This is a genomic window from Acinetobacter calcoaceticus ANC 3811 (assembly GCF_000399665.1).
Classification (GTDB): Bacteria; Pseudomonadota; Gammaproteobacteria; order Pseudomonadales; family Moraxellaceae; genus Acinetobacter; species Acinetobacter calcoaceticus_B.
The window spans coordinates 3,544,146-3,555,055 of sequence record NZ_KB976986.1 but is presented as its reverse complement, the minus strand read 5'-3'; the positions used below and the strand labels follow the sequence as shown (position 1 = coordinate 3,555,055).

Genomic DNA, 10,910 nt, shown 5'->3' with positions numbered 1-10,910 from the left:
CCCTTGGCAAGGGGTATTTCTGCCTTTTTCTATCGAGTGCCGATTTTTTCTTCTATTTTGTGAAAAAAGTCATATATATGCCTTTTTTTTAGGCACTTCAGTCAACTTTAGATGAGATATTAAACTTTTTTTACTTTATCAACTTCATGTAGAATAGATTATTCGTGCAATAGTTTGGCATTAACTCACCATGTGGCAGTTCGCTAAAAAAGTATTTGTTTGCATACTTGTAGTGTTTGCTACGAGTGGGCCTTGTTATGCCAATTCAAAACATAACTTCTATGTGCTTACTTTATCTATTCTAAGCTACAGTAAGTGGGAGAATGTGAATACTCCTACTCTTTGTGTTATTGATAATCCCTCCATTACATCTACCTTTCAATCTTATATCCAGCAAATGTCTTATAATTATCGTGTTCAAACTGTAAACGCGAAAGATTTTGCTCGGTCACATTGTCAGGCTGTTTATTTCTCTACTACTACGCCCCAACAACAACAAAGTCTTATTCAGAACTATCCTTATCGTTCTTTACTTTCTTTAAGCATTAATAATTCAGAATGTGAAATAGGAAGTATCTTTTGTTTATATAACCAAAATAATTACACTACCTTTAAAGTTAACTTAGATGCTTTAAGTCACTCCAAAGTTCATATTGATCCGAGAGTATTACTCTTGGCTAAGAATGCGGAGTAAGGGTCATGATATCAAAGTTGTATCAGTCCACTTCATTACATGCTTTATTTAGAAAATCTCAATTTACTATTTTCGCAATTACTTTCTTTATCTGCTCTTTTACGTTTGTATCAATTTCTGTTTTTACAATGGAAACTTACGCCAAACAAAACTTGCAATTGCTTAGCCATACTCTGCTAGAGCGTATTCAGCCCGCAGTTGTATTTAATGATAAAATTACGATAGAGCAAATTTTGAATGAATATACGAATGATCATTCAATTCGTACTATTCATATTTATGATTCAGAGCATCATTTAATTGCACAAAGTTTTAAATTATCAAGTCAGACTTCAATTCTAGAGGGCTGGTTTGATCATTGGTTTTTAAATGAACCTGTTCATCTTACAATTTACCATCATGAACAAAATGTAGGTGAATTAACACTTTTTGGTAGTTCTGAAAAAATATTGCAGTTCCTTAAAATGATTATGGTAGGGCTTGCAATTGCGATGTTGTTTATTGTTTGCGCTTTGTGGTGGTCAGTAAACTTAACTTATCGTCAAATTATGCAGGCTATTTATCCACTTACCAATATTGCTCAAATTGTAAGTGAGCAAAAAGCTTATAATCTTCGTTTTCCTTATAATCGTATTAAAGAATTTCAAGATTTAAATACCGTTTTTAACGAGTTACTTGAAGAAATTCAGATATGGGATAACCAGCTACAAAAGGAAAATCGTAAATTATCCTTTCAGGCTCATCATGACCAACTCACCTTATTGCCTAATAGACATTATTTTTATCAGATTCTCTTAGACATGTTTGAAGATAAGGGTTTTGATAACAAGTCTGCTTTATTATTTATAGATAACAATAACTTCAAAGCGATTAATGACCAATTTGGACATTTGGCTGGAGATGAAGTTTTAAAAGAAATGGCAAATCGTCTACAAACTCGTCTACGTCATCAAGATTTTATTGCCCGATTAGGCGGCGACGAATTTGCTGTCATTTTGCATTCCATTAGTCATGCTGATCATTTAATATCTATTGCTGAAAATTTACTCGAAAGCTGTAAAGAACCTTTGCATCTGAATGGTCAAACCATTTACTTCAGTTTTAGTGTGGGTATTGCTTTATCACAATTTGCATCTAGCCCCGAAGATTTCATTATGCAAGCAGATCAGGCAATGTATAAGGCTAAAACTTCGGATGAACACTGGTTTATCTATAAACCTGAAAATTAAATTTAGGCTAATCTATGAATACAAGATCTTTGAAACTCTCCTTTATTGCATTGCTATGCATTACTCTTGCAGGGTGCCTGAGTTTTGGTCCATTAAAATATCGTCAGGTAAAATTGCTTAAGAAAGAAGGTTTTGTTCTTACTAATGAAGGATGGACTCTGGGTTTACCTGAACGTTTGTTATTTGACTTTAATAATGCAGAGTTAAAACAGAGCCATGAAGCTGAGTTAGTGCGTCTAGCAAATCAATTGAATAAATATGATCTAAATAAATTGAAAATTGTTGGTCATACTGATGATGTTGGTGATGCTGCCTATAATCAAAAGCTGTCTGAAGAACGTGCGCAAAGTGTGGCAAATCTTTTCTTAGCTCGCGGGTTTAAGAAAGAAAATATCTATGTGATTGGTCGTGGTTCAACGCAACCTTATGTTCCAAATACAACCAATGAAAATCGTGCGATTAACCGACGTGTTGCTATTGTCGTTATTCCATAATTTTTCAATTCATAAAAAAGCCAATCCTTTGTGATTGGCTTTTTTATTTTAAACTAACTCAATAATATCAATGGTTGGCGGCACTCTAAAACGTAAAGGAATTCCGACCATTCCTGTGCCAACGGTAACAAAGACATCCGCATGTTCGTGGGAATAAAGTCCTCTTTTATGCCCTAAAATTGATACTTTTTTCATAATATAGTTAGTTAACCACGGAAGCTCCACTTGCCCTCCATGTGTATGTCCAGATAACATTAATGGACGATTCGGTAATTTAGGCACCATATCAACCGTATCGGGATTATGGGACAAAATTAACCAAGGTTTGTCTTGGGGTAAATCTGGCATAGAACGCATATCAGTTTTCCCAGCCCAAAGATCGCCAATACCAATCAAACGGAATTCTTCAAAATCAACAATTTTTCCTTCGATATCAACAACTTCATTATAAAACAAGGCATCTTTTAATAATTGTTGAATTGGTGGCCCAGGATATTGCTCATCATGATTGCCAGGAACCGAGTAAACAGGCGCCTGAATTTCTTTTAAAACACTCAATTCTTGAATCAGCCTATCTTCTGGTTCATAGGTCCAGTCACCTGCCACAACTACTAAATCTGGTTGCTGCTCATTTAGTTTTTTAACTATTGTTTTTAGCTGACGTTCATGCCCTGAAAATAAACCGATATGTAAATCTGCAATTAACGCTACTTTTACAGGTTTAGTAAAACTACGATCTGGATTTAAGCGATATTGATGAGTATCGACACGTACAAGATGAGGTTCAATAAATCGGGCGTAGATTAAAACACCACTTAAGAAAAAGATGAAAATACCTTGGTGAATTGAATAATAACCAATCCAAGCAGCGTATAAATTAAAAAACCAGAGAGGAATAAGTAGATAAGAGAGATAAAATGCGAGTAAATGAACAAAAGCTTTAAATGGATGAATCGTCTCGGTCCGAGATTGGTGAATCCAAGCTTCAGAAATCGCCCATAAAGCAAGTATTGAAAATATAAAGTAAAAACAAAAAATAATTGAATTTGGATTCCACATTACGACTCTCGACTTATCTTATATTGATTGCTAGTAATCAAATTCAATATTTATCTTTCAATATGCACGAATTATACTCTAGCTCACGTTATCGTATGTACTGATTATGGCACAATCCTCTCATTCCAAACAGCTTCAAACGAATCAACAAGCTAAAGGCTTTTTGATAAAAGTCTCTATAGTCCTATGTTCTAGTTTTGCTGTGGGTTTGACAGGATGTAGTACTCTGCCAAAACATAGGGCTGAACCATTAGAATATGCAAATGATATCGACACATCGGAGACTTCACTTGCTCAAATTGTTACTCCATTACGTCAGCAAAACCCCAAGCTAACCGGTTACCACGTCTTAAATGATCCATTGGAGGCTCTAGCAGCCCGCCTAAGATTAATTGATAAAGCCGAAAAGACTTTAGATTTACAATATTACATTTGGGACAATGACAAAGTTGGTGCCTTAGCCTTGCACGCGATTATTCGGGCAGCTGATCGTGGTGTAAAAGTTCGACTTCTTATTGATGACAATAATGCAAAAAAAATAGAAGGGATTTTACTCGCTCTCTCTCAACATAAAAATATTGAAGTGAAGCTTTTTAACCCATACCGTTTTCGTAAATATCGTGCGATGGATATGGTGCTTGATTTAAAACGTATCAATCGTCGCATGCATAATAAAAGTTTTATTGCCGACAATGAGGTTGCTCTTATTGGCGGACGGAACATGACAAATCAATATTACAATGTAAGCGATAGCTATCAATTTTCTGATGTCGATGTGATGTTAGTTGGTGCTGCTGTTGATGACATTGTGAATTCGTTTGATGATTACTGGAATCATGAATATGCCTATTCAGTTCAAAGCATCGTAAGTCCTGAGCAGCACCGTCTACGTTATGAAGGATTAAAAGAGCAACTCGAAGCTCACTACCAACTAGCAACTGTTCAAAACTTTTTAAACTTAACCGCAAAATCACATGCATTTGATCAATGGTTAAATCGCAGCATCCAATTCGACTGGGTCAAAGCAGAAGTCGTAAAAGACTCGCCTGATAAAATCAAATCAAAGGCAAAAAAAGAAGAGCACCTGAATTTCCAGTTAATTAACCATCTAGAAAAACCGGAAAGTAATGTTGATTTAATTTCAGCTTATTTTATTCCTGAAAAACAAGGCGCTAAAATTTTAAGCACGCTTGCTAAAGAAGGCGTTGAGGTGCGAGTTTTAACTAACTCGTTTAAAGCGAATGACGTTGCCGTTGTACATGCCTTTTATGGAAAATACCGTAAAGAACTTCTTAAAAACGGCGTACAACTTTATGAGTTTTTACCTACCCCTGATAAAAGAGATTTAAATAAAAATACTGATGAGCTTGCCACTAAAGCGAAAGTAAATATGAAGGGATTAAGCCGCTCAAGTTTGCATACTAAACTGATGGCATTAGATGAACAGGTTTTTATTGGTTCATTTAATTTTGATCCACGCTCAGCTTATTTGAATACTGAAATTGGCGTAATTTTAGATAGCCCGTCGTTGGCTAAGACAATTCACCATACGATGGATGAAAATTTAAATAAATATGCTTATAAGCTAAAGCTTGACTCGAATAATCATATTTATTGGCAGCAAGAAACGCCCAATGGTCCCTTAATTTATAGACAAGAACCCGAGATGAAATGGTGGCAAAAAGCAGGCATGAAATTTCTTTCATGGCTGCCACTTGAAGGATTTATGTAATTAATTTTTTGGCTTAAGTACTTTTTGATGTAGTTGAGCCAAGCCTTCTACCATTTTTTCTTGAACTTCACGCGTTAAACTCTTCACATCATGCCCTTCCACGGAAATTGGTGGCAAAGTTAACAGATGAGCAGTTACTCTCGGCATTTCAAGTACACGTTGAATATGTTCGGCAAACGACATCTCGCCAATGAATGGAGCAACTGTATCTAATTGTCCATCACGGTTTACATAACAAATTAAACATACCTGTACTGGGCGTTGAGCCTCAATAGCAGCCCCAAGCAAACGACCATGTACTTTCTTAACAGAATGTCCATCTGTGGTCGTTGCTTCAGGGAAAAATAGTACAGGAATATTTTGTTTTAAAAATTCGGTAATTTGCTCACGAATTTTAATGGAATCACCAGACCCACGCTTAATAAATAAAGTTCCACCACCTTTAGCTAGATTGCCTAAAATGGGCCAATTTTCAATTTCAGCTTTGGCAAGAAAGAAAACACGAGCGCCTGAACCTAAAACAGCAACATCGAGCCAAGAAATATGATTACTTACCCATAAAGCAGGTTCTCGAGGAATTGTTCCGTGTACTTCGACATCTAAGTTAAAAACCTGACATAAACGGCGGCAAAAAAATTGAACATAGCGTGTATTGACCGGATTATTAGGATCTTTATAAAGGCCATGTCGATAAACTAAATAAAAACCTTCACTAATTGCAGCGGTAGCCGAAGTGACTTTTTTTCCGTACAAACCTATTTTTGATAATTTCTTTAACGTTGAATTAACTATACTTTGCGTTTGAGCCATAAAATTTCACTAACGATCAATCATTGTTATACCCATCTCAAGCATTCTATACGTTTCAGAATAAACTTGCATTGATGATAGAGAACGGGGAAAAAATAAATTCAGACACCTCTAATAGCATTTAACTAATCTAAAGGATAAGAACAAACGCTTTCCCCTTTTGCATAAGTTTCATCTAGAATAAAGTTTTCCCATTTTCAGGATTTACAACCACGTGGAATATGTTGATCGGCATCAAGGCGGTGAACGCACAATTTTAGTGAGTGTTTCAGTACAATTATTAGATGATCTGGATGCCGAAGAGTTTGCTCTACTTGCACAGTCTGCTGGTGCAGATATCCTTGAACATATTAAGGTTCAGCGAAACAAACCCAATCCTAAATTTTTTATTGGTTCAGGAAAAGTCGAAGAAATTGCAGAGCGAGTTCAGGAACTAGAAGTAAGTCTGGTGATTTTTGACCATGCTTTGTCACCCGCTCAAGAACGAAATTTAGAAAGAATATTAAAATGCCGAGTCATTGATCGTACAGGATTAATTTTAGATATTTTTGCGCTGCGTGCCCGTACGCATGAAGGTAAATTACAAGTCGAACTTGCACAGCTTAAGCATTTATCCACCCGCCTTATTCGTGGCTGGTCAGCAGACTTTGAACAACAAAAAGGTGGTATTGGCTTACGTGGTCCCGGTGAAACGCAACTAGAAACAGATCGTCGTCTCATTCGTGTACGTATTGCCCAATTAAAAGATAAATTAGAAAAGGTACATCAAACACGTATACAGGGACGTGCTGCAAGACAAAAGGCAGCCATTCCAACTGTGTCGTTAGTAGGCTATACCAATGCTGGAAAATCGACTCTATTTAATATTTTAGCAAAAAGTGATGTCTACGCAGCCGATCAACTGTTTGCAACACTCGACCCGACATTACGCCGTTTGGAATGGGATGGTATTGGTACTGTCGTGTTAGCAGATACAGTAGGTTTTGTACGAAACTTACAGCATGATTTAATTGAATCATTCAAAGCAACACTTGAAGAAACCCTAGAAGCCACACTTTTACTACATGTAATTGATAGTAATAGCCACGACATGCTTGATCAAATTGAAGCAGTTGAAGGCGTATTAAAAGAGATTGGTGCAGATGCTCCAGTACTTCGGGTGTACAACAAAATTGACCTGAGTGGTGAAGAAGCCAAAATTGTTTATGCCGAGCCACATGTACCAGATCGAGTTTATGTTTCAGCTCATGCTGGCCTTGGCCTAGAGTTACTTCAAAAAGCAGTACAAGAATGTTTAATGGGTCAAATTCAAAAGTTTTCTCTGATTCTTAAACCTGCTTATGGCAAATTTCGCACACAGCTTTATGCCTTAAATGTGATTGAGTCTGAACACTATGACGATGCAGGCTTATTACATATTGATGTACGCATTGCGCCACATAAGTTAGAAAAGCTTATTCGCCAAGCAAAATTGCCCTTAGAAGAAATCTTAGGAGAACGCGCTAGTCAATTTAAGCGCCCATTGGAAGAGTTTGAAATCAAGGGCGAGATCAGTTAAAACTCGATAAGTAAACTTTTAGAGATAAAAAATATGGATAAGATCAAAAGTATAGACTGGACAGCATGGGTAGCAACTTTACTACTCATTATTGGTTTTCGTGAAGGCTCTGTCATTGTCATGCGTGCTTTTGGTCATCCAGAATTAGGTAATCTGGTCGGCTTAATCAGCTTACTCACTGTTTTGATTATCTGGAGAAAGTTCAAAAAAATTCCTCTCCGAATAGTCGATACCAATAATAAAATCATGAAAGAAAGTGGTTTTGCTTTTTTACCTGTTTGTGCTGGCTCCTTAATTATGTTGGTGCATATGGGTAAAGAAATTCCACTATTCCTTTTTGTTTTAGTGGTCAGCACCCTTATACCTTTGTGGGTCTATGCAAAAATGGCAAAACGTTGGTTATAAGGAGAATAAAATGTTTACGATTTTCTATGGTTTTTTGATCACACTCATTGGTTATCTATGTGCAAAACCTTTAAACCGACGCTTTCCACAAGTTCCACTTTTAGTTTTTGGCATGTTCATTGTCATTGCATTACTTTCAGTTTTACAAGTTCCTTATGAACAGTACCGCCTTTATGTGAATGAGTTATTTAGTCATTTATTAGGGTATGTGACTGTAGCTTTAGCCATTCCCTTGGCTGCAATGCGTTACGATGATCTTCCAATTAAATCAGTCATTGGTATTTTACTTTTTGCAAGTATTAGCGCCGTCGCTTTGCCTATGGGTCTCGCTTATTTATTGCATATGTCGGAACCTACCGTTCTTGCATTTGCGACCCGTGCGGTAACCACTCCAATCGCTCTGAATATCGCAACGTTATTGCATGCTCCGGAAACGCTGGTGACTCTTATTGTTATCTTATCTGGCGTTATTGGAGCAGCGTTTTCACCATTTTTACTTAAACATATTCATGATGAAAGAGCATCAGGTTTAGCCTTAGGTTTAGCTGCGCATGCCATAGGAACAGCTCAAGCTTGGCAACGCGGACCAGTTGCAGGTCGCTACGCTGCATTTGGTATGGCTTTAAATGGTGTATTTACTGCGATTTGGCTGCCGACATTCATGTTATCTTTTGGAATACATTGATTAAAAAGTAGTTTAAATAAACATTGAACCAGTTAACAATTAGAAATAAGATGATCTTTCAAAGTTAAAAGGATTTTTAATTATGGGGAAAATTTTTATTGGAGCTATGCTCTTACTGGGGATTAATACTGCTACATTTGCAGCAGATATTACAGGTCTTTGGCAAACAATTGATGATAAGACAAGTGCTCCAAAAGCACAGGTAGAAATACGAAAAGAAGCCAATGGGACCTATGCTGGAAAAGTTGTTAAAGTTACACCTCGTCCGGGTTATACCCCTAAAGAGATTTGTGACAATTGCCCAGCACCCTATACCAATAAACCAATTTTAGGATTGGATATTGCAACGGGTTTAAAGCGAACAGATGGTTCTAATTACACAGGTGGGAGAATTTTAGATCCTAACACTGGTAAAGTTTATGGACTTAAAGCAAAACTTAACGCAAGTGGTAAACTTCTCCATCTGCGTGGATACCTTGGGGTTTCAGCATTAGGCCGTAACCAAATATGGATACGTGTTGAATAGTTAAAAAAAGCCGCTTATGCGGCTTTTTTATTTTCACTCATGAAAAGAATTGCTTTTCCTATATTTGCACTGGATTATCGACAGCAAAGACTTCTTTATCTTCAAGACGATAAGCCATTAACTTTCTGCCCCAAACACAGCCGCCATCAATATTCTGGATTTGCTCATTGATGCTTCTACCTTCTAGCGCAGCCCAATGACCAAAAATAATCTGATGAGTCTCTGCAGCTTTACTTGGAAATTCGAACCAAGGTAAATAGCCTTCTGGCATTGGAGCATCTAGAGCATCTTTAAAACTGAACTCTAAAGCCCCTTCTACATTGGTTAAACGCATGCGGGTCAAATAGTTGGTAATACAACGTAAACGAGCTGAACCCGTTAAGTCATCTTCCCACAAATCTGGTTTTGAGCCATACATTTCTGCCAAAAAGGCATCTAATACAGATAAATCTGGATGTGAGAGTACAGATTCAACCTCTTTTGCAAGCGTTGCAGTTTTTTGGGCATCCCAAATGCAAGGTATACCTGCATGAGTAAGAATTGTGTGCTCGTTCGGGAATAAGCATAAAGGTTGTTTACGCAACCAGTCGATTAACTCATCGCCATCAATTGCATCAATAACATCCTGTGTGCGATCTTTTGCTTTAATCTCTTTTAAACCACGCGCACCAGCAACTAAAGTTAGATCATGATTTCCGAGTACAGTTGCAGCAGCACCGCGATCAGCAAGTTTTTTAACAAAACGTAAGGCACCTACTGAGTTTTCGCCACGAGCGACCAAATCACCTGCAAACCATAAAAAATCTTGGTCTGGATCAAAACGTATTTCTTTAAGTAAGGCTTTCAGAGCTTCAAAACACCCTTGTACATCGCCAATCACATAATTAAAACGTTTAGTCATTTATCCCACCATTTGATCGGCTAAAGCAACAAATTGAGCAAGTGTTAAAGTTTCAGGACGAGCCATCGGGTCAACGCCTGCTTTTTCAAAACCATCTTCAGCGATCATACCTTTAAGACTATTTCTTAGGGTTTTACGACGTTGGGTAAATACATGACCAACCAAGCGAGCTAAAGCTTTTTCATCTTTTGCAATAATTGGTTTCTGTTCATATGGAACAAGACGGAAAACAGCACTCGTTACTTTAGGTGGCGGGTTAAATGCGCCAGCTGGCACTTCAAATAAAAACGTAGGTTGGCAATAATACTGAATCATTACCGACAAGCGACCATATTCTTTTGTATTTGGTTCGGCAGTAATACGTTCAACCACCTCTTTTTGCAGCATAAAGTGCATGTCTTTAACTTTACTGCCAAATTCCAAGAGATGAAAAAGTAATGGAGTTGAAATGTTATAAGGTAAATTACCAACCACACGTAATGGTCGACCATCTTTTACCAGCTCGTTAAAATCATATTTTAATGCGTCAGCTTCTATAATAGTTAAACGTTCAGGATGTGGAACGCGTTCTGGTAAGCCTGCCGCTAAATCACGATCTAGCTCAACCACTGTTAATGCATCACACTCTCCAATTAAAGGAGAAGTTAAAGCGGCCAAACCAGGACCAATTTCGACAACATTTTCACCCGCACGCGGATTCACCGAGCGCACGATTTTGGCAATGACTCGCTGATCATGTAAGAAGTTTTGACCAAAACGTTTACGAGCTTTATGCCCTTCATCTTTCGGGTTTAGGGCATTAATTTGATACATATAA

Annotated in this window: 12 protein-coding genes; 8 read left to right on the top strand and 4 right to left on the bottom strand. The window is 37.3% G+C overall.

The window, feature by feature from the left end; genetic code table 11:
• Positions 1-190 precede the first annotated feature (190 nt).
• Genes F935_RS18030 through F935_RS18020 form a run of 3 tightly spaced genes read left to right on the top strand, consistent with a single transcriptional unit; the run spans position 191 to position 2,417 of the window.
• A complete protein-coding gene (locus tag F935_RS18030; RefSeq protein ID WP_016140167.1) occupies positions 191-694 on the top strand; it encodes a regulatory sequestration protein YfiR in 504 nt (167 codons plus the stop codon).
• A gap of 5 nt (positions 695-699) precedes the next feature.
• A complete protein-coding gene (locus F935_RS18025) occupies positions 700-1,923 on the top strand; it encodes a diguanylate cyclase DgcN/YfiN (protein ID WP_004796327.1) in 1,224 nt (407 codons plus the stop codon).
• A 14-nt stretch (positions 1,924-1,937) separates the two neighbouring features.
• On the top strand, positions 1,938-2,417 hold the full coding sequence (locus tag F935_RS18020; RefSeq protein ID WP_016140166.1) for an outer membrane lipoprotein YfiB: 480 nt from the start codon (positions 1,938-1,940) through the stop codon (positions 2,415-2,417).
• A 48-nt stretch (positions 2,418-2,465) separates the two neighbouring features.
• On the opposite strand, the gene F935_RS18015 is transcribed toward F935_RS18020, so the two are convergent.
• Complete coding sequence (locus F935_RS18015; protein ID WP_016140165.1) at positions 2,466-3,476, bottom strand: metallophosphoesterase; 1,011 nt, start codon at positions 3,474-3,476, stop codon at positions 2,466-2,468.
• Between the two features lie 106 nt (positions 3,477-3,582).
• Here F935_RS18015 and F935_RS18010 point away from each other — a divergent pair, with 106 nt between their 5' ends.
• Complete coding sequence (locus F935_RS18010) at positions 3,583-5,208, top strand: phospholipase D family protein (protein WP_016140164.1); 1,626 nt, start codon at positions 3,583-3,585, stop codon at positions 5,206-5,208.
• Here the strand turns inward: F935_RS18010 and F935_RS18005 are convergent, their stop codons facing one another.
• Entirely contained in the window at positions 5,209-6,018 is an 810-nt protein-coding gene (locus F935_RS18005; protein WP_016140163.1) for a lysophospholipid acyltransferase family protein, read from the bottom strand.
• A gap of 214 nt (positions 6,019-6,232) precedes the next feature.
• Between F935_RS18005 and hflX the strand changes: the two genes are divergently transcribed.
• The 4 genes from hflX (at position 6,233) to F935_RS17985 (ending at position 9,192) form a co-directional block, all read left to right on the top strand.
• Complete coding sequence (gene hflX / locus F935_RS18000; protein WP_016140162.1) at positions 6,233-7,576, top strand: ribosome rescue GTPase HflX; 1,344 nt, start codon at positions 6,233-6,235, stop codon at positions 7,574-7,576.
• 33 nt (positions 7,577-7,609) lie between these two features.
• Positions 7,610-7,981, top strand: coding sequence for a hypothetical protein (locus tag F935_RS17995; protein WP_005299915.1), 372 nt, complete (start codon positions 7,610-7,612; stop codon positions 7,979-7,981).
• Between the two features lie 10 nt (positions 7,982-7,991).
• On the top strand, positions 7,992-8,666 hold the full coding sequence (locus F935_RS17990; protein WP_016140161.1) for an LrgB family protein: 675 nt from the start codon (positions 7,992-7,994) through the stop codon (positions 8,664-8,666).
• An 82-nt stretch (positions 8,667-8,748) separates the two neighbouring features.
• Entirely contained in the window at positions 8,749-9,192 is a 444-nt protein-coding gene (locus F935_RS17985) for a DUF2147 domain-containing protein (protein WP_016140160.1), read from the top strand.
• A 58-nt stretch (positions 9,193-9,250) separates the two neighbouring features.
• Here F935_RS17985 and F935_RS17980 read toward each other — a convergent pair whose 3' ends face one another.
• Positions 9,251-10,093 carry a symmetrical bis(5'-nucleosyl)-tetraphosphatase gene (locus F935_RS17980; protein WP_016140159.1) on the bottom strand — a complete coding sequence of 281 codons (843 nt, stop codon included), beginning with the start codon at positions 10,091-10,093 and terminating at the stop codon, positions 9,251-9,253.
• Complete coding sequence (gene rsmA, locus F935_RS17975) at positions 10,094-10,906, bottom strand: 16S rRNA (adenine(1518)-N(6)/adenine(1519)-N(6))-dimethyltransferase RsmA (RefSeq protein ID WP_016140158.1); 813 nt, start codon at positions 10,904-10,906, stop codon at positions 10,094-10,096.
• Positions 10,907-10,910: the final 4 nt, after the last annotated feature.

Coding starts and splice junctions, on each gene's coding strand:
- F935_RS18030 (WP_016140167.1), top strand. CDS start 191: ATGTGGCAGTTCGCTAAAAAAGTATTTGTTTGCATACTTGTAGTGTTT.
- F935_RS18025 (WP_004796327.1), top strand. CDS start 700: ATGATATCAAAGTTGTATCAGTCCACTTCATTACATGCTTTATTTAGA.
- F935_RS18020 (WP_016140166.1), top strand. CDS start 1,938: ATGAATACAAGATCTTTGAAACTCTCCTTTATTGCATTGCTATGCATT.
- F935_RS18015 (WP_016140165.1), bottom strand. CDS start 3,476: ATGTGGAATCCAAATTCAATTATTTTTTGTTTTTACTTTATATTTTCA.
- F935_RS18010 (WP_016140164.1), top strand. CDS start 3,583: ATGGCACAATCCTCTCATTCCAAACAGCTTCAAACGAATCAACAAGCT.
- F935_RS18005 (WP_016140163.1), bottom strand. CDS start 6,018: ATGGCTCAAACGCAAAGTATAGTTAATTCAACGTTAAAGAAATTATCA.
- F935_RS17995 (WP_005299915.1), top strand. CDS start 7,610: ATGGATAAGATCAAAAGTATAGACTGGACAGCATGGGTAGCAACTTTA.
- F935_RS17990 (WP_016140161.1), top strand. CDS start 7,992: ATGTTTACGATTTTCTATGGTTTTTTGATCACACTCATTGGTTATCTA.
- F935_RS17985 (WP_016140160.1), top strand. CDS start 8,749: ATGGGGAAAATTTTTATTGGAGCTATGCTCTTACTGGGGATTAATACT.
- F935_RS17980 (WP_016140159.1), bottom strand. CDS start 10,093: ATGACTAAACGTTTTAATTATGTGATTGGCGATGTACAAGGGTGTTTT.
- rsmA (WP_016140158.1), bottom strand. CDS start 10,906: ATGTATCAAATTAATGCCCTAAACCCGAAAGATGAAGGGCATAAAGCT.